This is a genomic window from Rhizobium sp. N324 (assembly GCF_001664485.1).
Classification (GTDB): Bacteria; Pseudomonadota; Alphaproteobacteria; order Rhizobiales; family Rhizobiaceae; genus Rhizobium.
On record NZ_CP013635.1, the window covers coordinates 372760 to 397113 of the forward strand.

Here is a 24354-nt window from a genome sequence, read left to right on the forward strand (position 1 = left end):
CCGGCACGGCCAATTCGCGGCTGTACGAAATCATCGGTCGCATCGGCGCCGGATCGACGGGGCGCGCTTCTTCGAGCTTCAAAACTTTCCCGTGAGACGACGAGACCTTGAGAATTCCAGCCGCATCCGAGTAGTCTCCCCTTGTCCAGGGGGGTGAGTCGTTTGGCCGTTGAGAGCGCATCCATGCTTCGATCGATACTCTGCGCCACAACCCTTTCGGCCTGCGTCCTGTGCCTGACCTCCTGGAGCATCGAGACCGATCGTTCCACAGAGTACAAACACGGCCTGTTCGAAATCCGCGAGGAGGCCAGGCACTTCGTCGAGCGGGAGAATACCAAAGGGCAGCAGCCATGGGAGGTGCTGGAGCCCAACGCGAAGGTGCTGGTACCCCGATGCGCGGTCCCGCTCCGGTCACAATGGACGCCGAAGAGCCTCGGCCGCTCGAAACCCAGCGTGATGGTGATATGCGCAACCGCCGTGCCGAATGATGTGATGAGCCATTGGGATGTCCATGTCCCCGTACAGCGGAAGCCACACCATCCTTAAAGGGCAGGTACCTGAGCAGGATTTGATGTAGTGAATGAAAGCACTCCGACTCCTATAGAGGCGACCAGACGTGAACGCACCGGTAGAATTATGCTCCTATCCCGAACTTGACGATCGGATCGTAATCGTTCGGGCGGGGGAGGAAGTCGATGCCGTGTTTGTCCTGACCGAGAGATTCAACGTCCTTATCGATACGCTCGGAACGCCAGAGCAATGCCTGAGGGCGCTGGATCTGCTTGAAGAAAAGGCTGCAGCCCGCCCGCTGATCGTCATCAATTCGCACATGGATTGGGATCACTTCTGGGGAAATGCCGCCATTGCGGGGCGCGCTCCGATTATCGCGCATACCGCAGCGCTCGATCGTTTGCGCGACCCCTCGGCGCAGCAACTCCTCAAAGACAAGATGAACCAGGAATCGCGGTTTCAGAATGTCGAACTCATTGGCCCCGACATTACCTTCTCCGGCGCGATGGTCCTCAACGGCGGCGATCTGACGCTCGAACTCATCCATACACCCGGGCACACGCCCGACCATATCGCCGTGTGGATTCCCGAACTGCGCACCTGCCTGGCTGTCGACGCAGTGGAATACCCCATTCCGGAGGTCTGGAGCAGAACTGCCGGCGATCTTCGCCTGATCCGTTCCTCGCTGCAGCGAATCCGCGATCTCGACGCGCGGCTGATCATCCCCGCGCATGGCCAGACATCTTCGCCTTCGACGGTGAAGGCGAACCTCGCCTATTTCGAGGCCCTGGCCGATCGTGTCGACGGGTTGAGCGAACGCCAGCTGGCCGATGGGCGGCTCACCCGTTCAAGCGGTTTCCGGCTTGAAGACTTCGTCGCCATCCCCGACGGGATGCCTGCGGATACGGCGACCTTCTACCGGAACTGCCATGAGACCAACCTTGGCGCCACGGTTCAGGCCCACATCGAAAAACGGAAATCCGCATAAAGGTGGGAGGCGATGACGTGAAACCGTTGGAAGGCGGGCGAACCGGGCAGATCTGGCGCGACGGCGATACCGTCATCAGACCGGCAGGCGCTTGGACGCCGACCGTGCATCGGTTTTTGCGCCATCTCCGGAGCCGCGGTTTTCTGGCGGCGCCGATGCCGGTCGGCATCACGGGGGAAAACCAGGAAGTTGTCAGCTATGTCACCGGGCGCGTCTGCGAACACTTGGCGGATCCATTTGTCGGGTCGGAGACCATGCTGCTGTCTGCGGCCAGGCTTCTGCGGGATTTTCATTCGACATCCGAAGGGTTTCTGGCAACGGATCGAGGGGTCCAGACATGGATGCTGCCGCCGCAGGAACCGCGCGAGATCGTCTGCCACGGAGATTATGCACCGTACAATGTCGCCACGGCAGAGCATGAGGCCGTCGGCATCATCGATTTCGACACCGCCCATCCCGCCCCGCGCCTCTGGGATCTGGCCTATACGGTCTACCGCTGGGCACCCTTGTCCGATCCCTCCCATCCCGGCGTGACATCAAGCCCCGACGAGCAGCTGCGGCGAGCGGAAATCTTCTGCAACGCCTATGGAACGACGGCAAAAGAACGGCGCCAGCTCCCGGAGATGATCTGCCGGCGGCTTCAGGCGCTCGTCGACTTCATGCAGGCGAGCGCCTCGGCCGGAGACGAGACCTTCGCGGAGGACGTGGCTGCGGGAGACGCCCGGCTGTATCTCGGCGATATCGACTATATCAGAAGGCATCGGGATCGACTGCTGAAGGCTTTGTCCTGACGCGGCTCGCTGCGTCCCGCCTGCCGCTTATGTCACATATCCAATCGTTCCGGAGTGATCATCTATCGATATGCGCAGTGGGGTTATCTTCGTGGCGATTTGAACGGGACGATTGCGGCCCTGCCAATATCCTGTTCGATCTCGACCCGCATGCTGTCTATAAGCTCCTGGTACTCAGTGACGCGTTCATCTCGCTCCGGATCGGATGATTGCTCCCATTTCTGTTTCTCGGTGTTTGCCATTGCGAAGTCGTCGCAGAGATCGCGGAACCCCTCGCTGCGGGCGGCGAGTTCCTCGATCACATCGGCGCGCTCCTTAAAGACGCTTTTTACGAATCCAACACCGTTCTCCATCCGGTTTATCCATCCGCGTCCATCGCCTCACAGCAGGCGATGGCAAAACATCATGATCCAAACTTCTCGCTTGGCACTGTATCTTGCCGTTACAAACAGTATCGACGCGGCAATGCCTCTCAACGCAACCCCCACCCCAGAAGCAGCATGCCGCTCGCAGCCGTCCAGCTGCCAACCACCCGCATTGCAATGCGTGTCCAGTTCCACTTCGCTTTCAGGATGGCAGCCGAGACGAGGGTGATCAAAACGAAGACAAGGCCAGCTGACCCGATGACCGCAGCCGGACCGTCGCCGATGGCAAAGTATGCCGAGCCGAAATTGTACCCTTCAAACGCGCCGAACAGTATCGCGAGCAACGCCAAACACCAGGCGGGCATTCGAATGTCGGTCGCCACCAGTCCTCCCAGCATGAGCAAGGGCAGACTTTCGTAGGCAGGACTGACGGCGAGTGGGCCGAGCAACATCCCGACGAACCCGAATACGACCCACGCGGTCGGCAGGATCACCACCGAGGCCCGGGCATGGGCCAGCCCTCGAAGTCCGGCCAATATGCCAAGCGCGATGATGGGCAGAATGACTTCCGGCGACATCGCAAAATGCGCGACGCCATCGTAGACAGGTCCCAATCCCGTATTGACCAGATGAGCGCCGGCGTCCGCCGGACTCGCAAGAATTCCGGCGGCCGCCAACGCAGCGCGAACGCGTTTTCTTCCGGGAGCCCCAGCCTCTGTCATGCGAGTGCATTCCACAAAAAGAGTGCGCCGACTGCGCCGACCGCTCCCCCTGCGGCCCTGACGGTGATCTTGCCCCACGGCCACTGGTAGAGCAGTCCAATGACGATGCCGGTCGCGTGCAACAGTCCCGTGGCGATCACGAAGCCGAGGCTGAAGAACAGTGCGTTTTCACCGGGAGGCAATTCGGCACCGTGTGCGTAACCGTGGAAGATCGCGAATACTCCGACGAGGATCGCTGCAGCGACGAGCGGCGGCCGGATTTCGGCCAGAACAGCCGCCCCCAGCAGGATACCAGATAGTGCTATGCCGATTTCAACGCCCGATAGGGACACGCCGAGAAGGCCGAGGAAGCCGCCGAATGCCATGACCAAGGGGAAGGTGATGGGAAGCAGCCAGATTGCCGGCTTGCCCAACTGCGCGCCCCACAGACCCACCGCGATCATCGCCACGACGTGATCGAGCCCGGTGATGGGATGAAGGAAGCCGACGGCCAAACCCGATGCGCCTCCCGTTCCGACATGCGCCTCGGCAACGCCCGCGGAAAGGAGAAGCGCCGTGACGACAAGACCCGTATTCCGATTTGATCCGCCTCTCATGCGGCTCCCCCCAACATTGCTGCGATGCGATCAATGGTCCAGTAGGCGCCCAATATCCCGACTACATAGGCAGGCATCAGTTCCAGGCCGCGCGGCAATCTAACCTCGATCGATTTCAAGGCGGCAGTAAGCAGCAGGATCAGTCCCACGAATGCCAGTTGGCCAGCCTCGACCCCAAGATTGAACATCAGTAGCGCAAACGGGATGTCGCCCTGCGGCAGGCCCAGCGCCGTCAGTCCGCTCGCAAATCCAAACCCGTGCAACAGCCCGAAGGCGAAGGAGACGATCCACGGGTGACGGATGGTAAAGCTCGTCTGCCCACGCCATACCCGGACGATCTCGGGGCCGAGAAACAGGATGGACAGTGCAATCACCGCATTGAGCGGCAGCGCCGGAACAGCGATCTCTCCCAGCGTCGCGACCGCGAGAGTGATGGAATGGGCGACCGTAAAAGCGGTGATCGTCTTCACCAGCATCCACCGCGAGCGGACGATGAAGAGCAGACCGAAGACGAATAGCAGATGATCTATGCCGAGAAGAATGTGCTGGATGCCGTTCACGAAGTACACTCTCGCCGCAGCAAGTGGGCTGCGGCTGGCGGCGAAGTCGATCCAGGGCTGAGATGGATGGATCATCGTCGTCTCGACGGTGCCATCCTGCAGATGAACGCGAACCAGTACATCGGTGATGGTCGCCTGCAAGCCGACGAACTCAACCTGCTTGCCTGCAAGGCCATCGCCATCCGTCTCGATCACCCGCGTTTCGACAAGCGAATCTGGAAGATCACGTTCTGCCGGCATCGTCACGTTGCGCACACCGTCCGAAAATCTGATCGTAACCGGGAGGCGCATGCCCGATAGCATGGGCGTCCGCCAAACGACCTTGTAGCGGTTTGCTGCCATCTCATCGATCTGGAGGTAGGCAGGCCGTATCTCGTGGGCGCAGGCGGCTTCAACGAGCGTAAGGACGGCGACGACGACGCCGAAAAGCAGATGCCCAAGGTCCCCGGACAATATCCACGCGCGCCTCATTGCGCCGACACCTCAAGCCCGAGGTTGAAGCCTGGCGGCACCCGCAAGTCCTGAAAGTCGGCGGCGTCGATGGGCGGCGCGACAATCGTGTAGCGCGACCGCATTTCATCCAGCGCCGAGTTCTTGATCTCGCGATACTTGTCGTCGATCCAGCCCGCCTTCACGTTTGGCATCACCTCGGCATAGGTTGGGATCCGGCCTGGTTCGATGGAGTCGATCCAGACGAGATGCCAGCCGTATCCCGATTTGACCGGTCCGGCCCATTTCCCCGGAGCGAGCTGGAAGAGTGTCTTGGAGAACTCCGGCCCGAATTCCTTCGCCATCTGATCGGGAGTGGCGTCGCCGTAATTGCTCTGGAACATGAAGGGATCGCCGATTGCGGCCACTTCGCTGGATTCGGGAGAATTCCCCTCGATTAGAGCCAGAGCGGCTGCGGCCGCCTCCTTGGTTTCTTTCCCGTGCCGGTCCGTCGAGAAATAGAGATGTCGGAACGTCGCATGTGCAGGGAGCGCGAAGGTATCCGAATTTTTCTCGAACCAGTCCTTCAGCTCCGCGTCGGTCGGCTCCTGCAGGGCGGCTACGTCGCTGGCGAGAAAGTCCATCTTCTGCGCCAGCCGGCGCTTGACCACCTCGTCGTCGCGATCAAGCCCGAGGGCGACGGCTTCCCGAAAGAGGATTTCCTGCGTCACTTTCTGATCGACGAGGCCGCGCACCTGTTCCGGCGTCGGGGTCGACCTTCCCTGCGCCAGCCAGCTTATCGCCAGTTGCCGGACGTCGTCCTTGGTCAAAACGATCCGGTTTATGGTCGCCGCGCCATCCCGCGCTGGCGTCAGCACATAATAGCCTCCAAACAGCAAGGCTCCGGCGGCGACGAAGTGGAGCAGCGGCTCGCTGACAAGTCGCCGCAATCTCCCCGAGGCGTTATGGTCGCCGCCGTCTGCATTGCCGAAGGGCTCAGGCCTTTCTTCAGGAGGCAGTTTCACTGGCCCGCCTCCTTATCGAATTACGGCCTGGACTTCGTAGTTCGCATAGCCGAATTCATCGCTCCTGGCGGCCACGTACTTGTCGCCGGACGAATAGACCGTCAACTCGAACGGAGTACCATCGATCGTCGTGATGATGTGGCCGTCCTTGATTGCATAATCGGCCGACGATCCCGACGTGCTCGGATGCATGATCTGCAGAACGTCATCCACGCTGGGTTGACCACCGTTCAGCTCGGTTATGACGCGCTGACCATGCTCACCGAACAGGACATCGAAATTCTGGTTGGTGACCCTGTTGCGTACTTTCAACGTCTTCCCAACGACGAGTTCCTTCAGTTGATCGTTGGTGAGCGCGACGGCTCCTGCCTTGGTCAGATCGTCGACGATCAGCCCGCGCTCGGCCTTGGCGACGGCCGCAGGGGTCGGCGTATACCAGATTGGTGTCGTCCAGGCGCGTTCCTGAACCGTCGCCGCCACGCTGCTCGGGGGCAGGATGCCAAGCTTGACGGCATCGTACGTGCTCCAGCGCGGCGTCGGGATCTGCAAGACACGCGAGTAATAGAAGGCATGCAGGCTTGGCTCGAACTCCGGGTCGCTCCACACCGCCTTCAGTTCCACGGCGCCGATATCATTGGTGTAGGTCGCCTTGGTGATGTCGACGGTGCTTCCCACCGGAGGGAGTTTGCCGGTCACCGGATCCGGTTGACGACTTCCTGCCCAGGCCACGTCGAATATCTTTTCGAAGATCTGGCCCTGCTTGGTCCAGCCCTTGACGATCTGGATACGATCGAGATTGGCGTCGTCGGGGTCCTTCACCGCAGCAACGATGAAGGTGGGAACCTTGTCATCGGCCGCAGGAAGATCACCGCCCATCGGGACGCCGCCGGCGTATGCGGTTTTTGCCCAGCCCGCGTTGGCAAGAACGCCTTTGTCGTAGTCCCAGCCGCCAAACATGCGTGCCTGGATCCGCACGCCGCTGGTGGCATAGACCTCCTTGCGCTGCATGGCGTTGAAGATGGAATCACGCGTGTTCTGTTCCGCCCAAACGACGGTCAAACCCGAGGTCCCAGTCTCCATAATGTTCATGCCGGACGCAACTTTGCCGGCCAGTCGTGCGGCCGGCGTCGCGTCGACGAGCCCGTGATCGCCGAAGAAGTTGGACTGCGAGTAAGCGGTGACGGTGTTGTGCGAGTCGCCGGCCCCGACCACCCCGAACTTGTAGGGGTTGTAGCCGCGGGTCGCCTGCATGGCCAAACCGTTCTCGTAGGCTTCGCGCGCGTAGCTTCCATGCAGCTTGGACGTGCTGTTGTCGATCCCGATCAGGTAATTCATGATCTCGAAGTTGGCGAACTCGTCGTTCGGCGAGAGATCAGGATGCGTCTCGGAGGCCCCCTTTGCCTGCTTGAGTTCCGTCAGCGGCTCGTTGGTCATGCGTTGTTGCGCCCAGGCGGCGTCGAGCGGATTGCCCTTGCTGTCGACGTCAGTCGGAAACATGATCCCGTTGGACAGGTTCGCGTTGTGAGAGATGGCCAGCACCTCGTTCCCGGCCTTGCGCTGGCCGTCCATCCACGCCCATAGGTCTTCGGGATGGTCTGAATCGAGGGCAGAGAACGGCATCACCGGGACCTTTGCGCAGTCCTTGAAGAAGACGTTGCGATGCATGTTCTGGTTATTGGGCATCGATGTCCACTCGTACGAGCAGAAGGCGGTGAACTGGCCGGGCTTGTTGTACTTGTCGGCGATGGCGACGTTCTGCTTCCAGATAGACCCGGCGAGTTCCGGCTTCACCAGCTCCGTGAGCGGTTTGCCGCTTGCAATGCTGTCGGCCAGAAACGAGAAAATCTTCGTGGCGCTATTTTCTTTGGTCACCTTCAGCTTCTCGGCGATCGGAAGCTTACTGATCGGCGATGTGGGATCGTTCGCAAGACGAACGACGCCCACATACTCCGAGTGATCGGTCACGCCCTGAAAATCGAGGGGTGTTTTGATCTTCACGTCGAAGCCCGCCGGATGCTTGATCGTCTGCCCCATGGAGTACTGGTAAGCCTCTTCCGGCCCAGTCACCGTGTTTCCGATGATGTAGGCATCAAGCGACCAGCTCGTGTGCTGGTGGGTCTGCCCGAAGTATGCGTGCCGTTCCTGGGCGCCAGCTCCGGTCGCAGCCACTGCGAGGATCGTTGAGGAAAGCAAAATTGTGACCCGGTTTGCCCTGCGCATGTCTTGCCCTCGAGTGCGATTGACCTTGGGAATGAAAGTTCGCGTCAAGCTGTGAACCGCGAGGGCAAAAGCGCAAGTATGTAACGGTAACATACGGTCCCGCGGCACTAACTCCGGCATGGAGGCCGCCATTGCGACAGGCTACCTCGCTTGGGGCTCAACGAACCTAGGGCAGCCCTTCAATTGACCTTTGTGGACGATGACCGGTTTATGCAGTAGGCTATATTCGCAAACGGTGATATAGCAAAAAAATGTCCCTCAAGAGCGGGTGAGGTGCAGGCCGTGCAGAACAAATTGCCGATGGGAGGCGAAGATGCGCCGTCCCTGTCACGCCCTGCTCCGGCTCCCGATGATATTCGTGATCAACTCGCGATCATCATCGCCAGTCCCGAATTCCCCCATATTGGTCGTAGCGCCGCGTTCCTGACCTATGTGACAGAAGAAGCGCTCGCTGGCCGCGCAGAACGCATTAAGGGCTACACCATCGCGGTCGAAGTCTTCAAGCGTAACGAAGATTTCAAACAGGACGACCCCGTAGTGCGGATAGAGGCTGGGCGTCTGCGGCGTTTGCTGGAGCGCTATTACCTCGTAGCAGGGCAGCATGATCCCATAAGGATCGACATTCCCAAAGGAGGATACGCACCTTCCTTCGCCTGGAATGACGAGGTGGAACACCTCCCCACGCAGGATGTCATCTCAGCGGCAACTCAAGGGTTGCGCTTCCGCTTGCACAACCTGACGCCGGCCGGTGTCGGAGCCGGCGTAATGCTCGGTATTGGCGTCGTCGTCTTGGCCTTGTCCACCCACCTGTTGCCCGGCGGGCCGAACACGCTCCTATCGCATGGGGGTCCGACATTGGTCGTCGCCCCGTTCGCCGATCTTGGCGACGGGCGGCAAGCGGAACTCTACTCGGCCGGCCTGACCGAGGAATTGTTGACGGCCCTCCCTCGCTTCAAGGAAGTGCAGGTGTTCGGGCGTGAGACGTCCAAATCGCTGTCACCCGGCGTGCCCGCCTTCCAGGTGCGCGGAGAGCTTGGCGCGCGGTTTCTGCTCGCAGGCAGCGTGCGTGTTTCAGGCAAGCGGGTGCGCGTGGCAGTGCGCCTGGTGGATACCGAAACCGACAAGATTCTCTGGTCGGATACCTATGACGACGACACCGACACCCGCGACTTGTTCAGCATTCAGTCCGACGTTGCGAACAAAGTTGCGACCACGGTTGCCCAGCCATATGGAATCATGGCCCAGGCGGATGCCGTCAATCCTCCCCCGGACAATGTTGGCGTCTACACCTGCACCCAGAGTTTCTACGCCTACCGCGCGGAGTTGACGATGAATCTGCATGCCAAGGTGCGGAGTTGCCTTGAGAGGGCGGTCGAACGCTACCCGACGCTGGCCACAGGCTGGGCTATGCTGTCGATCCTCTATCTCGACGAGGAGCGATTCCGGTTCAATACAAGGTCCGGCATACCGACACCGGTCGAGCGCAGCCTCAGCGCCGCTCGGCGCGCAGTTCAACTGGACTCAGGCAATACCCGCGCACTGCAGGCTCTGATGACCGCGCTATTCTTCAACCAGCAGGTCGCCGAGGCGTTCATGGTCGGCGAACAGGCATTGGAAACCAACCCGAACGATACGGAGCTTCTGGGCGAGTTCGGCACGCGTGTCGCCCAGAGCGGGCAATGGGAGCGCGGGGCAGCGTTGCTGGATCGTGCACTGGAACTCAACCCCGGTGGCGGCGGCTTCTATCACGGAACGCGTGCCCTCGCCGCCTACATGCTACATGACAACAGAACTGCAGTCTTAGAGATCCGGCAGGCGGATATGCAGAAGTTTCCGCTTTATCATGCGGTTGCGGCCGTCATTTACGTAAACGCCGACATGATGGACGAGGCCCGCCGAGAGGCCGCCCGGTTCAACGAACTGCGTCCCGACTTCATTCCGAACATCGTGACCGAGCTGAAATCGCGCAACTTCCAGCCCGCGGATCGGGCGAGATTGATCGCCGACATCAGGAAGGCCGGACTGCCTGCGGTGGACGAGGTTCAGGCGTCGATGCTGCTTCCGGCAGAGAGGCGCCCATTTTCTCTGCCCTAGACAGGATGTCGTCCGAAAACCACTTACACTTTTTCGGCGTCATTCTCTCGAGGATCCACCTCGAGGACGGCCGTCACGCCACAGAACATACCAGAAGTTACGGGCGCCCGACGACTTTGAGCGTTAGGTTTTCTTGCCTGAGCGGGTTGGCCGGAGTGGGTTGATGGCTTTGCGTGTGTTCGGTTTCAACAGAGGGCAATCTGTGCGCATTGGTGGTGGGGGAGTGTCGGCTCCAAAGAGCTGGTGTCGTTGGTTTGTTGTCTGTGTCGTCACTGTCCTGCTTCCAGGATGTGGCGGCCATCCGAAGGACGTTCTGACTCCGGTAGCCGACACGTCTCCACAGTCGACGAAAGTCGACATGTTGATTGCGACGACCCGCACCCGGTCGGCGGTTCCAGGTGAGATGTTCAACGGAGAACGCGCGCGGGCACCCGCCTTCGCCGACATGACGATATCCATCCCGCCGGGCAAAGTTCGCAAGGAAGGACAGGTCGCCTGGCCGAAGAGATTGCCGGCCAATCCCGCCACCCACTTCGCCACCGTCAAGGCCGACGATCTCGACATCGATGCAGCCAAGAAATGGCTGAGCACGAGCGTCAGGAAAACGCCCGACGGCAGCGTCCTCGTGTTCATCCATGGTTTCAACAATCGGTTCGAGGATGCCGTCTACCGTTTCGCGCAAATCGTCCACGATTCCGGCGTCCATAGCGCACCGATACTCGTCACATGGCCCTCGCGCGGTAGTCTGCTCGCTTACGGCTACGACCGTGAGAGCACCAACTACACGCGCAACGCGTTGGAAACGCTCTTCCAATATCTGGCTAAAGACGCCGAGGTGAAGGAGGTCTCTATCCTCGCGCATTCGATGGGCAACTGGCTGGCGCTGGAGTCCTTGCGCCAGATGGCCATCCGCAACGGCCGCCTGCCGCAGAAATTCAAGAACGTCATGCTCGCGGCACCCGACGTCGACGTCGATGTCTTCAGCCAGCAAATCGCCGACATGGGCAAGCAGCATCCGCAGTTTACACTATTCGTATCGCGCGACGACAAAGCGCTGGCGTTTTCGCGCCGCGTCTGGGGCGACGTCTCCCGGCTTGGCGCGATCGACCCGGAGCAAGCTCCTTACAAGAAGGAGCTTGAAGACAACAAGATCATGGTCATCGATCTCACCAAGATCAAATCCGGCGACAGGATGAACCATGGCAAGTTCGCGGAATCGCCTGAGATCGTCCAGCTCATCGGCCAGCGCATCTCCGAGGGGCAGACGTTGACGGATAGCAGGGTCGGACTGGGGGACCAGATCCTGGTTGCAACAACTGGGGCGGCGGCGGCCGCCGGAAATGTCGCCGGTCTGGTTCTGGCCGCGCCCGTCGCCGTGGTCGATCAGGACACGCGCGACAACTACGCAACCCACGTAGGAAGCCTCGCGGGTACAGGCGGCACCTCGCCGACCGCGCCCCAAAATTGCGACGAGACCCGACCGGCTCCGGGCTGCAAACGCTGACGTCGCGGACAGAGACTACTGTAATATACATGGCTATGAGCAGCTTTTTACTGCATGTTTTGATGGGGGACACAGACGGAACGATTCCGTCTCGGCCAAATGAGGGACTGCATGCGGATTTTATTGTTGCGAACCGCGGTGTTGTGCGCCGGCCTTAGCGTTGCGTCTTCAGCATATCCAGCCGACATCGCGCCAGGCATTCCGGAAGCCAAGGTGATTGAGAGCGAAAGCGGCTGGACCTATACGGCCGCCCCATACTTCTGGGCTGCCGGATTGTCGGGAGACATGGCGCAGTTTGGCTTGCCGGAAGTCCACATCGACTCCAGCTTCGACGACATACTGGAGAACCTCGACTTCGCCTTCATGGCTGCGGGTGAAGCCCGCTACGACCGTTTCAGCATCTTTGCCGACATCATGTACACCAAGCTCGGAGCGGACGCGAGCACGCGAAACGGAATCCTGGCCGACAGCGTCGACGTCACCTCGAAGACCTTCGCGGGACTGCTCGGGGCCGGATATTCCGTGATCGAGAACCAGTCAGGGCATCTCGACATCGTCGGCGGCGTCCGTGTTTGGTCGGTCGACACGACGATAGGATTCAATGGCGGCCTACTCGGCGGCCGCGAAGCGGACGACGGTGCGACCTGGGTCGACGCCGTCGCCGGTGTCCGGGGCAATTACTTCTTCACGCCCGAAATCTATGTGACCGGATGGGGCCTGGTGGGCGCCGGCGGCGCCGATCTCGACTGGGACGTCTCGCTCGCCCTCGGCTACAAATTCAACGACACGATCTCGGCGGTCGCCGGCTACCGGGCGGTCGGTGTGAATTACGACAATGACGGGTTTGTCTTCGACGTCGTCGAGCAGGGACCGATCATCGGCGTGGCCTTTCACTTTTAGGCCGACCCGGGCCAAAACCATCCTGTTCTCATGCATGTCGCCGGGACGTGTGCAGCGGTTCCCGGATAACGACATGCATAAAACAAAGAGCTAAAGCGCGTCGCATGTATCAAGTTAACCGCGACGCGCTTTAGAGCCACTTCCTCCGGCGGAAGAAGCCGAACAGGCCGAGGCACAAGACGGCGATGACGCCGAGCACGACGAAATAGCCATACTGGGTTTTCAGTTCCGGCATATCGCTGAAATTCATGCCGTAAATGCCGGCGATCGCCGTGGGGACGGCGAGGATCGCCGCCCAGGCGGCAAGCTTGCGGGCAATCGCCGTCTGCTCCGTCTGGCCGATCATCACGCTGGCCTCGAAGGCAAAGGCGAGCACTTCGCGCAACGCGTCGATATCTTCCTGAACCCGGCGCACGTGATCGGTCACGTCGCGAAACAGCGACTGCAGCGTCGGATCCATGCCGGGAAGATCGATATGCTCATAGCGCCGGCAGACGTCGACGAGCGGCACCACCGCATTGCGCAGCCGCAGCAGCTTGCGGCGTAACAGGTAAAGCCGCTCGATATCGGCCTTTGCGAGCTGTTCGCGCAGCACCAGATCTTCAAGCTTCTCGACCTCCTCATGCACGACCTCGATGACCGGCATGTAGTTGTCGACGATGAAATCGAGGATGGAATAGAGAATGTAATTCTCGCCGTGAGCCAGCGCCGCGGGCGTTGCCTCGCATCGCTGCCGCACCGCCAGATAAGAGGACGAATCCCCGTGGCGAACCGAGACGACGTAACCGCGGCCGACGAACAAATGCGTTTCGCCGAAGATGATTTCGTCATCCTTCATATGGGCGGTCCGGGCGACGATAAACATTGCGTCCCCATAAATCTCCAGCTTCGGGCGCTGGTGGGGCTGTGCCGCGTCCTCGATCGCCAAGGCATGGAGATTGAACTCGGCCTGAACCTGATGCAGCAGCACTTCATCCGGCTCGTGCAGACCGATCCAGACGACTGCATTCTCCCGACTGCGCCATTCGCCCGCCTCTTCTATGCGGATGTCGCGAATGCGCTGCCCGTGCTGATACACGGCGGCGGCCACGACGCCGCGCCGCTCATACGGCGGCGATGCAGTGCCGCTGCCGGCCTGCGGGGAAACACTGTCCAGATCCTTCAGCCGTTCCAATCCTGCCGTCCTCCCGCTCCCGCGCGGAACGTATCCGCACCCGACGCCCGGCAGGCGTCACGTCAATCATAATGCTATTTTGTAAAACATGCATCCGTCTCTATGCGAGGCTGAGTGGGCCTGCTCCGCCCGGGGAGAGGCGTCAACCGACTTCATTATGTCTGGCTCCTCTCAACTCTCTGACGCATCGATAAACATTTCCGGCGCGATGGGGATATGTTCTGCGCAAAAGCGACGTCAGGCTGTTAAGCGGCATTTTACAAATTGAGCAAATCGTTAAATTTTTTTCTGTACAAAAGTCCCTAGCCAGGCGGCATGTGGCCGGACCGTTCGATCGAGGACTTTCAATGCGTCGTCCAAACATTAAATCGAGTTTGCTGTTTATTTTCAGCGGCATAGCTCTTCTCTTCGGTCTCGTCGCCTATCTTGCGGTCGACGGTCTTCGAAACACGAACGGCTCCACCGAAGAAATAGCGACCCATTGGCTGCCGAGCGTGCAGGCTTCGCAATCAATCAATCTCGCCATGACGAATTTGCGCCTCGCTTACCGCGATCACATTATCGCTCAGACAGAGGCGGAAAAGAAAACACGCGAAGAGGCCATTAAAGTCGCGGAGGATACGGTTGGCAAGTCGGTGGATGCTTATCTCCCGCTGGCATCATCGGACCACGAACGCGAACTGATCAAGACGATCAAGGAGAGCGTCGGTGGCTACATCGGCAGCAGCTCGCAGCTGCTCGCCCTTTCCCGCGCCAACAAGACTGAAGAGGCCGGGCAATATCTGGGCGGCGAGATGCGCTCCTATTCGGACAAGCTCAAGGAAGCCACGACGACCCTGGTCGAATTGGACGTCAGCGGCAGCAACAAGGCTGCGGCGCTCAGCAAAGAAACCTTCGATTCCATCGAATTCTATCTGCTCGTCGCAATCAGCGTTGCCGGGTTGGTCGTTATCGGCGCCGTCGCCTTCGTGCTGACGGGCATCGCCAATCCGATTACCGGCATCACTGCTGCGATGCGGCGGCTGGCCGACGGCGACACCGATGCGGAGATTCCGTTTGCCGACCGCGCTGACGAAATCGGATCGATGGCGGGAGCCGTCGAGATCTTCCGCCAAGCCGCGATCACGAATAAGCGGATGGCGCTGGACGCCGAGGAAAACCGCAACAGGGCGGAGGCCGATCGCATGGCAGCCCAGAAGCAGGCGGAGGCCGATGCCTCGGAGCGGCTGCGCATCGCCACCTCGGGTCTCGCCGCCGGTCTGAAGCGGCTGGCCGCAGGCGACCTTGCCTTTCAGCTCAACGAGGCCTTCGCGCCCGACTTCGAGGCGCTGCGCCACGACTTCAACCAGTCCGTCAACCAGCTTGGCGCGACGCTCCGAGCAATTTCCGACAGCATCGGCACGATCGACGAAGGCACACGGGAAATCTCCTCCGGCGCGAGTGATCTGTCGAAGCGCACAGAGCAGCAGGCGGCATCACTCGAAGAGACGGCAGCCGCACTGGAAGAGATCACTGCAAACGTGGCGAACTCCAGCAAACGGACCGAGGAGACGCGGACGGTGGCCACCGAGGCAAATCGCAGCGCCGGCATCTCCGCGGAAGTCGTTTCGCATGCCGAAGAGGCGATGGGGCGCATTGAGACCTCGTCGCAGCAGATTTCCAACATCATCAGCGTCATCGACGAAATCGCCTTCCAGACCAATCTTCTCGCCCTCAATGCCGGTGTGGAAGCCGCCCGTGCCGGTGAGGCCGGCAAGGGCTTCGCGGTCGTCGCCCAGGAAGTACGTGAACTCGCCCAGCGCTCGGCAAGTGCTGCCAAGGAAATCAAGGGCCTGATCCAGAACTCTTCGAAGGAAGTCGAAAGCGGCGTCAAGCTCGTCCGCGATACCGGCCAGGCCCTGAAGACCATCGGCGGCTTCATTACCCAGATCAATCACCATATGGATTCGATCGCCACCTCTGCGAAAGAGCAGTCCATCGGACTCAGCGAAGTCAATGTCGCGGTCAACCGGATGGACCAGACCACGCAGCAGAACGCGACCATGGTGCAACAGTCGACGGCGGCATCCGATTCACTCGCCCAGCAAGCCCAGACACTTCGCGAGCTTATCGCCCAGTTCAAGCTCGACGACGCCGCTTCCGGCCAGTCCGCGGCCCTGCGCTCGACAGCGAGAACGATGGCGCAACCCACGGCCCGTGCACCGGTGCATGCGGTTGCCGCACGGCGCTGACACGGACGGCAGCAGGCACTCGATACAAAGGCGCCCGGCATTGCCGGGCGCCTTTCGTTTGTCAGGAGGCAAAGGCCGGATTGCGGCGGGAGCCCATTCTCAACACGAAATAGATCGCTCCGCCAATTCCGACGCCGAAGAACCAGCCATAGGTGCCCCACCAATCCGGCAGGATCGAGGTGAAGGTCGGCAGGATCGACGAGAAGAGCGCACCGACCACGAATGCGATAAAGGCATTGCCGTGCCATCCGCTCTGGAAGCGGAACTCGCCATTCTCATGGTAGAGCGCCTCGACGTTCAGCTGGCTCTTCCGGATGAGATAGTAGTCCACCATTATGATGCCGAAGATCGGCCCCATGGTCGACCCGATGAAGTTGACGAAATGCGCCGCCCCCGTTTCCCAGGGAGCAAACGGATAAAGCACCAGCGCAATCAATGCGGCGATGTATCCGCCGCGTTTGAAGTTGATCTGGCGCGGGAAGACATTGGCGAAGTCGAAGGCCGGCGAGACGAAATTCGCCACGACGTTGATGCCGAGCGTTGCGATGGCGAATGTCAGCGCCGCAAGCAGCGCCAGGAACCAGCTGTCGAATTTCGCCGATATCATTTCCGGATGCAGCAGGACCTCGCCATAGACGGTGAAGGCGGCGGTGGTCGTCACACCCGCGACAAGGCAGAACGCCAGGAGGTTGATGGGCAGACCCCAGAGGTTCCCCTTGCGCAGCGCCTTTTCGCTCGTGGCGTAACGCGAGAAATCGCAGAAGTTCAGGTAAAGCGCTGCGAAATAGGTGATCCAGGTGGCGGCCACCGCGGCAAGTGCTGCGATCGAGCCGGGCTCGCCCGGCACGCCGGCATCCTTGGTCTTCTCGATCAGCACGTCGCGCGGGATTTCCGAGCCGAAGGAGAAGGTGCCGGACTTGGCGACCAGATAGACGGCCAGGATCAGCATCATGATCCAGACGGCCGGACCGGCCCAATCCTGGAACTTGCGAACCGTTTCCATGCCCCGCTGGATGATCAGCAGCTGCAGCGCCCAGACGATGACGTAGCAGATGAGTTCGAGGGTGGAGTGGCCGAGCATATGGCTGTTCTGATGGAAGGCGAGCAGGCTCTCGTTTCGGATCAGAAGAGCGACGATGGCGCCGGATGCGGCGGCGGTCTGCGCGCCATACCAGAAGCAGGCGACCACCGCCCGGACAAGGGCCGGAACGTTGGCGCCGAACGTGCCGAAGGAGGCGCGCGCCAGCACCGGAAAGGGTACGCCGGTGCGCACGCCGGCATTACCGACCAGGCTCATCAGCACAAAGATGACCAGCGAGCCGATGCCGATGGCGATGACGAAATTGACGAAGCTGCCGCACAGCAGGAACAGGCTTGCCGCCAGATAGTAGCCCCAGAGGCTGTGAACATCAGATGTCCAGACGTTAAAGATACTGAACGCACCCCATTTGCGCTCCTCGGCGGGTGCAAGATCCTCGTTGTATAACGAGGGAGATGGATTTCGAATGCTCATGAATGCCCTCCCATATCCCCTGAGGCCGACTCGGCCACGAATGAAAGTGTGCTCCCCATTTAGGCATCTGACAATTTAATAGTCACATTGTACACAATGTCGGCGGCCGCGCTGTACAGATCCTCCTGAGCCTGCCGGGCTGTTCACTGCGCGCCGATGACACGTCCGGCCAGGCGAAACGGGCTTGCGACTGCAGCGCCGGCCGCATCGAAGACATAGGCGCCGACATCGCCGGCGGATGCACGCTTGCCGCTTTCGAAGGAGGCAAGCTGCGCACCGAACTTGGCGAGCGACGCATAGCGGTCGTGTCCCAGTCCGTCCGACGCCTGGATCGACGTGATGTCGATGACCCGAAGCCTTTCCCTTAAGGCTGCCTCCTCGATGACGGGATCGTCGATGTCGAGCCGTCCGACGCGCGGCCGCTCTCCGGCGATAAAGCTCGACGCGACGAGCGCCCGGTCGTCCTTGGAAACGAGCAGGGATATGGGGATCGGCATTCGCCCGATATCCGCCAGTTGGGAGCGGAAGACATCGACGTCGATATCGGGGGCGGCCAGCACCACCGCCAGTTTGCCGGTGACATCGTCGCGATGCTGCAGCTTGAGCTGCCGCACCGTTTCCATGACCAGGAACCCGCCCATGCTATGGCCGAAGAGGATGATGCGTTTCACCTTGCCGGAAGCAGAGAGCGAGGTGACGAGGGTTTCGAGCTCGCTGCGCGAGGAAAGCGCTGCGTCGCGATCGGCGACATAGCCGGCAACGGCTGCGGCCGAGGGCCAGGAAAACAGGATGGGCGCACCCTGAATTTTTGCGTCCGCGGCAATCTGCGCGGTGCGAAACAGCGCTTCCTGATAACTGTAATTGTAACCGTGCACGAAGATGCCGATGGTGCCGTCGGATTGCATCGAACGGATTGCCTCCTGCACGAAGGCATCCTTTGGCAGCTGCTTGCGGGTGGTAACGGCAAACTGCCGGTCGGGATCGGGCTTTGACGTCGGATAGCTGATCACCGTTCCCTTCCTGCCGGGAGGGACTGAAAATTGGTATTGTTCATAGGTAAGGGTCTCGGACCACGCGCTCCCGAACCCGCCCCGCACGGCATCCGGGCTCCGGTTGGTCGCAGCCAGAACGCTCACCCGGTCCGAATTGACTTCGGAACGAAGCGCCTCATTCAGGTGAACCGGCTTCAGAACCTCGGGCGACGGCCTTGTGGCGCAACCCGATAGCATGACCAGCGCGACTGCCGCCAACGTCACTGGGCCCGCTTTCGGCAGTAATTTCAAACGCCGTTTCACTATCGACCCTCTTCTTCGAAGCCGTGGTACCGCACCCTGCTCCGGTGTGGGATGGTTTTGCCTTTGCCATCCCGTACATTGCGTCCCGGTCCGTGTTGCAAGCCGTGGCTGCATGAACTGTTCATGCCTCCGCCGCGGCATCGGCCGGGACAGTTTCATCCCTCGGGATCCTGAACCATGCGACATAGAGCGCCGGCAGGAACAGCAGGGTGAGCGCGGTTCCCACAACGATGCCGCCCATCATGGCGTAGGCCATCGGTCCCCAGAAGATCTCGCGCGAGATCGGGATCAGCGCGAGGGTGGCAGCGGCAGCCGTCAGCATGATCGGCCGCATGCGGTGCTCGGTCGCCTCGATGACCGCCTGCCACGCCGCGACACCTTCGGCGCGCAGATGCTCGATCTGCACGACGAGGATGACCGAGTTGCGGATCAGGATGCCGATCAGCGCCAGTATGCCAAGGATTGCGACGAAGCCCATGGGGGAATTGCTGAGCAAGAGCGCCGCGACCACGCCGATCAGCGCCGTCGGCGCCACTGCGAAGACCAGGAAGAGCCGGCTGAAGCTCTGCAGCTGGATCATCAGGATCGTCGCCATGATGAACAGCATCAGCGGAGCCACCGCCGCGATCGGCCCCTGGGCCTCGGCGCTCGATTCGACCGCGCCCCCCACTTCCACCTTGTATCCCACCGGCAGGTTCTTCTGGAATTCCTCAACCTTCGGCTTGAGCTGGTCGACGATCGTGGCCGGCTGCGTCGCACCGATGACGGCCGCCTTCAGCGTGATGGTCGGCTGCCGGTCGCGACGCCAGATCGTCGGCTGCTCGAGCTCGTAGCGGAAGTTCGCCACCGCCGAGAGCGGCACGACCTTGCCGTTGGAGGTCGACAGCTGCAGATTCTCGAGCGTCTGGATGGAGTCGCGCTCGGAAGCCCTGGCGCGCCCGATGACATTCACCAGATAGATGTCATCGCGGATCTGTGTAGCGGTGGAGCCTTCGACGATACCGTTGAGGGCAGTCGCAATGTCCTCGGAGGAGACGCCGAGTTGGCGCGCCTTGTCCTGCAGCACATCGACCTTGACCACACGCGAGGGCTCGTTCCAGTCCAGCACCATGTTCGACAGCAGCGGATGCTGCCCGACGACGCCGGCAAACTGCTGGGAGACATCCCGGACCCTCTGGATATCGGGGCCGCTGATGCGGTACTGGACCGGTTTACCCACCGGCGGGCCGATATCGAGAAGCTTCACGAAAGCGTCGGTGCCTGGGAAGGTTTTCGTCAGATAATCCTGCAGTTCCGCCCGCACCTTGTCGCGCACGTCGAGGCCTTTGGTGACGATCACTGTCTGCCCGAACGACACGTCGGGCGTCTGCACGTCGAAGGAGAGGATAAAGCGCGGGGCGCCCTGGCCGACATAGGTCGTCCAATGATCGACATCCTTGTTATCGGCCAGCATTTCCTTTTCGAACCTGGCCATCTGCCTGTTGGTCTCGGCAATCGAACTGTTGTGCGGCAGGTTCCAGTCAATGATCAGCTCGGGCCTGTCGGAATTGGGGAAGAACTGCTGCTGCACCAGCCCCATGCCGCCGATCGAGAGGCCGAAGACGCCGACCGTCAGGATGATGGTGATCCAGCGCCAGCGCATCGCCAACCCGAGGAGCCAGGAGAAGATGGCGGCAAAGCGGCCCTTCTTTTCGTGATGCGACTTCATGGTCTTCGGCAGGATGGTGACGCCGAGAAGCGGCGTGAACAGCACCGCCACGACCCAGGAAACGACCAGCGAAACCGCGATGACCACGAAAAGCGTGAAAGTGAATTCGCCGGCGGCGCTGTTGTTGAGACCGACGGGAATGAAGCCCGCGACGGTGACGAGCGTTCCCGTCAGCATCGGAAAGGCAGTCGACGTATAGACGTAGGTCGCGGCTTTCCTCAGATCGTCGCCCGCCTCCAGGCGGGCCACCATCATTTCGACGGCGATCATGGCGTCGTCGACGAGGAGCCCGAGCGCGATGATCAGCGCGCCGAGCGAGATGCGCTGCAGCGAGATGCCGGAATATTCCATCACCACGAAGGTGATCGCCAGCACGAGCGGTATGGAGATCGCCACCACCATGCCGGCGCGAAGGCCGAGACTGATGAAGCTGATGACGAGCACGATGACGATCGCTTCGAAGAGCGCGCGGGTAAAGCCCGAAACCGCTTCATCGACGACCTGCGGCTGGTCGGAAACACGGTGGACATCCACGCCGATCGGAAGATCGGCGACGACGCGTTTCATCTGCGCATCGAGCCCTTCGCCGAATTCCAGCAGGTTGGCGCCCTGCTTCATGCCGATGGCAAGCCCGATCGCCGGTTGGCCGTTGAAACGGAACAGCGCCGACGGCGGATCGACGTAGCCGCGCTTGATCGTGGCGACATCGGTCAGCGGGAAGAAACGGTCGTTGATGCGAAGGTTGATCGACCGCAGGCTTTCCTCGGAGGTGAACTGTCCGCTCACCCGCAAGGCGATGCGCTCAGGCCCGGCATCGACGAAGCCGGATTGCGTCACGGCATTCTGCGCCTGCAGGGTCTGGATGACCGACTGCTGGTCGATGCCGAGGGCCGCGATCTGGCGGGTGGAGAATTCGAGATAGATCGCCTCGTCCTGCGCGCCGACCACATCGACCTTGCCGACATTCGGCACGGTCAGAACCTCGGAACGGGCATTTTCCACGAGATCACGAAGCTGGCGCTGGGTCAGCCCGTCGCTGGTGAAGGCATAGATGTTTCCGAATACGTCGCCGAAGCGGTCGTTGAAGGAAGGACCGACGACACCGGTCGGAAAATCGCCCTTGATATCGGCGATCATGTTGCGGATGCGCAGCCAAGTCGGCGCGACGTCCCTGGCCTTGGTCGTCGGCAGCAGCTCGACGAAGACGGTCGTCTGGCCGGCAACGGTCTCGCTCTTGGTGTAATCGAGCGATTCCAGTTCCTGGAGCTTCTTTTCGATCCGATCGGTCACCTGGCGCGTCACCTCATCGGCGGAGGCGCCCGGCCACTGCGCGGTGATCACCATGGTCTTGATGGTGAAGTTCGGGTCTTCCTCGCGGCCGAGGTTCAGATAGGAGAAAGCGCCTGCGAGAATGAAGACGATCATGAAGTACCAGACGAGCGAACGGTGTTCGAGCGCCCAGTCGGAGAGGTTGAAGGACTTCACTGGCTGATCTCCTGGTCGATCCTGATGGCCTGGCCATCCTCAAGTTTATGCACGCCGGCCACGACCACCCTGTCTCCGGGGGCAAGCCCTTCGGTGACGCGGACGGTGCCGCCGTCGACCACTTCGCCGTCGATCTTCACGCGGCGAAACGATACCTTCTTGCCGGGCACGTCGACGATCCAGACGCTCTGGCCGTCGGTCGCGGCAAGGATTGCGGAAGACGGCAGCACGATCTCAGGATCGGCGGCGACGGTGGCCGAAGCCGATATCACGGCGCCCAGCCTGAAGGCTTCGGGCGGATCGCTCAGCGCAATCTTGGTCCTGCTCGTGCGTGTGGCCGTCTCCGCCTCCGGCGCGATCTCCCGCACCACTCCCGACGTGCGAATTGAGGGATCGAGCTGCAGCGTCACCTCGAAAGGCGCGCCGATCGTCAACCTCTGGGCGGCGCCCTGCGGCACGTCGACCACGGCGTCGCGCTTGTCCGGCCGCGCGATGGTGACGACGGTCTGGCCGGCCGAGACGACCTGCCCGACCTCGGCCGAGGTCGCCGTCACCACCCCGTCGAACTCCGCCTGAAGCTGGGCATAGCCGAGTTGCTCCTTGGCCTTGTCGAGATTGGCCTGCGCCTTGGCGACGGCAGCGGCGGCGGTCCGTCTCGCCTGCTCGGCCTCTTCGAGCGCGGCCTCGGTGCCAGAACGCGACTCCAGCAATGCGCGCTGGCGCTGCTCGGTGGTCACCGCGTTTCTGAGCTGAGCGTCGCTGTTTTCCACGTCGGACTGGGCGCTGCGCACCGCAAGCTCCAGCCCCAGCGGATCGATGGCGGCAACCACGTCACCCTTCTTGACGACATCCCCGACATTGACATTGCGGGCGATCATTCGCCCGAGAATCCGGAAACCGAGTTCGGTCTCGATCGTCGGCTCGATCGTGCCGGTCAGGCTGAGCCTCGAAGCGGACGTCTGCTTGACGGTCATCGACAACACCGGACGAGGCGCCTCGTCCCCGCCCTCTTCTTCCTTCGGCGCGCAAGAGGAAACCAGCGCCGTGCCCACCGTCAGTGCGACTATCTTGAGACGAATACTCACTTGGAAGCTTCCTTGAGATAAGACACGATTTCACCGGGCCTGAGGAATTTGGTCCCGTCGGTCACCACGGTCTCTCCTGTCGAGACGCCCGATTTCACGATGAAGCTGCCGGTCTCGTAACCGGCAACCTCGACCGCCCTGACCGAAACCGCCGACGATGCCGGATCGACGATCCAGACGGCCGGTTTGCCGTCCTTGGAGGTCATGGCCGACCAGGGCAATTGGATGACGTCCTGCGGGACGTAGGTGAATCGCCCGACGACGGGAGCGCCGAGCGGAATGGGAGCATCGCTCGTTATCGCGACCTTGACCCTGATCGTGCCGGTGGAGGAATCGATCGTCGGAGAAATTTCGCGGACCTTCGCCGTGATCTTCTGCGAAGGGTCCGACAGAAGGGTCACGGTTCCATCGCCGTCCACCGGACGCAGGAACGCGCTTTCGACCACTTCGAACACGGCGTCACGGTCGCCGTCATGAGCAAGGGTGAAGACGAGCTGGGCTGCCTGCGCCACCTGCCCTACTTCGGCATTGCGGGCGGTGATCACACCGTCGGCATCCGCCTTCAACTCCGTGTAGGACAGAGTGTCCTGAGCGGTTTCCAACAGTGCCTGCGCCGACTTCGCCGATGCCTGCGCGGTCAGAAGCGCCTCCTGCGCCTGATCGAGCGCGGCCCGCGTCGTCACCTGCGTTCGAAACAGGCTCTGCTGGCGATCGAATGCAAGCTGCGCCTGGGTCTGCTGCGCCTCAGCGGACTGAAGATTGGCGGCGGCCACATCCAGGTCGGCCTTCTGCTCTTCCGGATCGATGCGCGCCAGCAGCTGGCCCGCCTTCACGCTCTGCCCGACCTCCACCAGCCGCTCGACGATCTTGCCGCTGACGCGGAAGGACAGATCGGTCCGGATACGGGCCCGGACTTCACCGGTCAGCGCGCCGCCCTCGGCCAACGGCTCAGACTTGGCCACGACGACGCCGACCTGCCGCGGGATCGGCTCTGTCGGCCCGCTCGAATCGCTGCATGATCCGAGACCGATGGCGCATACGATCGCAGTGGCGATCAGAATGGTTCTCATAGTTGACCTCTTGCTCTCAACGGCAGCTGCTATATAATTGACTGACGCATTAGTCAATGAAACTTTGCGTCGCAGGGACGAGGGCGCGC

General features: G+C 61.2%; 19 protein-coding genes. 7 read left to right on the top strand and 12 right to left on the bottom strand.

The annotated features are described in order from the left end of the window. Positions 1–183 precede the first annotated feature (183 nt). The 3 genes from AMK05_RS31675 to AMK05_RS31685 all read left to right on the top strand — a co-directional run bounded on the left by AMK05_RS31675 (position 184) and on the right by AMK05_RS31685 (position 2289). Complete coding sequence (locus tag AMK05_RS31675) at positions 184–546, top strand: hypothetical protein (RefSeq protein WP_064844330.1); 363 nt, start codon at positions 184–186, stop codon at positions 544–546. 70 nt (positions 547–616) lie between these two features. Further along, the gene (locus AMK05_RS31680; RefSeq protein ID WP_064844333.1) at positions 617–1498 is read left to right on the top strand and encodes an MBL fold metallo-hydrolase; all 882 of its coding nucleotides are present in this window, start codon (positions 617–619) and stop codon (positions 1496–1498) included. A 17-nt stretch (positions 1499–1515) separates the two neighbouring features. Beyond that, the gene (locus AMK05_RS31685; protein WP_064845006.1) at positions 1516–2289 is read left to right on the top strand and encodes a phosphotransferase enzyme family protein; all 774 of its coding nucleotides are present in this window, start codon (positions 1516–1518) and stop codon (positions 2287–2289) included. An 83-nt stretch (positions 2290–2372) separates the two neighbouring features. On the opposite strand, the gene AMK05_RS31690 is transcribed toward AMK05_RS31685, so the two are convergent. The 6 genes from AMK05_RS31690 to AMK05_RS31715 all read right to left on the bottom strand — a co-directional run bounded on the left by AMK05_RS31690 (position 2373) and on the right by AMK05_RS31715 (position 8206). Beyond that, entirely contained in the window at positions 2373–2642 is a 270-nt protein-coding gene (locus AMK05_RS31690) for a hypothetical protein (protein WP_064844335.1), read from the bottom strand. Between the two features lie 119 nt (positions 2643–2761). Next, positions 2762–3376 carry a HupE/UreJ family protein gene (locus tag AMK05_RS31695; protein ID WP_064844337.1) on the bottom strand — a complete coding sequence of 205 codons (615 nt, stop codon included), beginning with the start codon at positions 3374–3376 and terminating at the stop codon, positions 2762–2764. Continuing rightward, positions 3373–3972 carry a HupE/UreJ family protein gene (locus AMK05_RS31700; RefSeq protein WP_064844338.1) on the bottom strand — a complete coding sequence of 200 codons (600 nt, stop codon included), beginning with the start codon at positions 3970–3972 and terminating at the stop codon, positions 3373–3375. The genes AMK05_RS31695 and AMK05_RS31700 overlap by 4 nt, the downstream gene beginning before the upstream one ends. After that, the gene (locus tag AMK05_RS31705; RefSeq protein ID WP_064844341.1) at positions 3969–5003 is read right to left on the bottom strand and encodes a HupE/UreJ family protein; all 1035 of its coding nucleotides are present in this window, start codon (positions 5001–5003) and stop codon (positions 3969–3971) included. Before AMK05_RS31705 ends, AMK05_RS31700 begins: the two co-directional genes overlap by 4 nt. Continuing rightward, positions 5000–5911 carry a peptidylprolyl isomerase gene (locus AMK05_RS31710; RefSeq protein ID WP_442966284.1) on the bottom strand — a complete coding sequence of 304 codons (912 nt, stop codon included), beginning with the start codon at positions 5909–5911 and terminating at the stop codon, positions 5000–5002. Before AMK05_RS31710 ends, AMK05_RS31705 begins: the two co-directional genes overlap by 4 nt. Before the next feature lie 87 nt (positions 5912–5998). Continuing rightward, positions 5999–8206: a DUF3604 domain-containing protein gene (locus AMK05_RS31715; protein ID WP_064844344.1), complete on the bottom strand. Its 2208-nt coding sequence runs from the start codon at positions 8204–8206 to the stop codon at positions 5999–6001. Between the two features lie 300 nt (positions 8207–8506). Here AMK05_RS31715 and AMK05_RS31720 point away from each other — a divergent pair, with 300 nt between their 5' ends. The 3 genes from AMK05_RS31720 to AMK05_RS31730 all read left to right on the top strand — a co-directional run bounded on the left by AMK05_RS31720 (position 8507) and on the right by AMK05_RS31730 (position 12704). Further along, positions 8507–10300: an adenylate cyclase gene (locus AMK05_RS31720; protein ID WP_094447713.1), complete on the top strand. Its 1794-nt coding sequence runs from the start codon at positions 8507–8509 to the stop codon at positions 10298–10300. 163 nt (positions 10301–10463) lie between these two features. Continuing rightward, complete coding sequence (locus AMK05_RS31725) at positions 10464–11804, top strand: alpha/beta hydrolase (protein WP_237352279.1); 1341 nt, start codon at positions 10464–10466, stop codon at positions 11802–11804. A 111-nt stretch (positions 11805–11915) separates the two neighbouring features. Further along, positions 11916–12704, top strand: a complete 789-nt coding sequence (locus AMK05_RS31730) for a hypothetical protein (protein WP_064844348.1) — start codon at positions 11916–11918, stop codon at positions 12702–12704. Between the two features lie 130 nt (positions 12705–12834). Here AMK05_RS31730 and AMK05_RS31735 read toward each other — a convergent pair whose 3' ends face one another. After that, positions 12835–13878 (bottom strand): magnesium and cobalt transport protein CorA, encoded by a 1044-nt coding sequence (locus tag AMK05_RS31735; RefSeq protein WP_064844351.1) that lies wholly within the window; start codon positions 13876–13878, stop codon positions 12835–12837. Positions 13879–14225: 347 nt separating this feature from the next. Here AMK05_RS31735 and AMK05_RS31740 point away from each other — a divergent pair, with 347 nt between their 5' ends. Continuing rightward, entirely contained in the window at positions 14226–16109 is a 1884-nt protein-coding gene (locus AMK05_RS31740) for a HAMP domain-containing methyl-accepting chemotaxis protein (RefSeq protein ID WP_064844353.1), read from the top strand. 61 nt (positions 16110–16170) lie between these two features. On the opposite strand, the gene AMK05_RS31745 is transcribed toward AMK05_RS31740, so the two are convergent. The 5 genes from AMK05_RS31745 to AMK05_RS31765 all read right to left on the bottom strand — a co-directional run bounded on the left by AMK05_RS31745 (position 16171) and on the right by AMK05_RS31765 (position 24265). Beyond that, a complete protein-coding gene (locus AMK05_RS31745; protein ID WP_064844355.1) occupies positions 16171–17622 on the bottom strand; it encodes an NCS1 family nucleobase:cation symporter-1 in 1452 nt (483 codons plus the stop codon). 143 nt (positions 17623–17765) lie between these two features. Beyond that, complete coding sequence (locus tag AMK05_RS31750) at positions 17766–18851, bottom strand: alpha/beta hydrolase (protein WP_237352290.1); 1086 nt, start codon at positions 18849–18851, stop codon at positions 17766–17768. A 187-nt stretch (positions 18852–19038) separates the two neighbouring features. Further along, positions 19039–22110, bottom strand: a complete 3072-nt coding sequence (locus tag AMK05_RS31755; RefSeq protein WP_064844357.1) for an efflux RND transporter permease subunit — start codon at positions 22108–22110, stop codon at positions 19039–19041. Further along, the gene (locus AMK05_RS31760) at positions 22107–23195 is read right to left on the bottom strand and encodes an efflux RND transporter periplasmic adaptor subunit (protein ID WP_064844359.1); all 1089 of its coding nucleotides are present in this window, start codon (positions 23193–23195) and stop codon (positions 22107–22109) included. Before AMK05_RS31760 ends, AMK05_RS31755 begins: the two co-directional genes overlap by 4 nt. Beyond that, entirely contained in the window at positions 23192–24265 is a 1074-nt protein-coding gene (locus AMK05_RS31765) for an efflux RND transporter periplasmic adaptor subunit (protein WP_064844361.1), read from the bottom strand. The genes AMK05_RS31760 and AMK05_RS31765 overlap by 4 nt, the downstream gene beginning before the upstream one ends. Between the last annotated feature and the right edge of the window lie 89 nt (positions 24266–24354).

Coding starts and splice junctions, on each gene's coding strand:
- AMK05_RS31730 (WP_064844348.1), top strand. CDS start 11,916: ATGCGGATTTTATTGTTGCGAACCGCGGTGTTGTGCGCCGGCCTTAGC.
- AMK05_RS31675 (WP_064844330.1), top strand. CDS start 184: ATGCTTCGATCGATACTCTGCGCCACAACCCTTTCGGCCTGCGTCCTG.
- AMK05_RS31690 (WP_064844335.1), bottom strand. CDS start 2,642: ATGGAGAACGGTGTTGGATTCGTAAAAAGCGTCTTTAAGGAGCGCGCC.
- AMK05_RS31715 (WP_064844344.1), bottom strand. CDS start 8,206: ATGCGCAGGGCAAACCGGGTCACAATTTTGCTTTCCTCAACGATCCTC.
- AMK05_RS31720 (WP_094447713.1), top strand. CDS start 8,507: ATGGGAGGCGAAGATGCGCCGTCCCTGTCACGCCCTGCTCCGGCTCCC.
- AMK05_RS31695 (WP_064844337.1), bottom strand. CDS start 3,376: ATGACAGAGGCTGGGGCTCCCGGAAGAAAACGCGTTCGCGCTGCGTTG.
- AMK05_RS31750 (WP_237352290.1), bottom strand. CDS start 18,851: ATGCTATCGGGTTGCGCCACAAGGCCGTCGCCCGAGGTTCTGAAGCCG.
- AMK05_RS31745 (WP_064844355.1), bottom strand. CDS start 17,622: ATGAGCATTCGAAATCCATCTCCCTCGTTATACAACGAGGATCTTGCA.
- AMK05_RS31740 (WP_064844353.1), top strand. CDS start 14,226: ATGCGTCGTCCAAACATTAAATCGAGTTTGCTGTTTATTTTCAGCGGC.
- AMK05_RS31765 (WP_064844361.1), bottom strand. CDS start 24,265: ATGAGAACCATTCTGATCGCCACTGCGATCGTATGCGCCATCGGTCTC.
- AMK05_RS31705 (WP_064844341.1), bottom strand. CDS start 5,003: ATGAGGCGCGCGTGGATATTGTCCGGGGACCTTGGGCATCTGCTTTTC.
- AMK05_RS31700 (WP_064844338.1), bottom strand. CDS start 3,972: ATGAGAGGCGGATCAAATCGGAATACGGGTCTTGTCGTCACGGCGCTT.
- AMK05_RS31725 (WP_237352279.1), top strand. CDS start 10,464: ATGGCTTTGCGTGTGTTCGGTTTCAACAGAGGGCAATCTGTGCGCATT.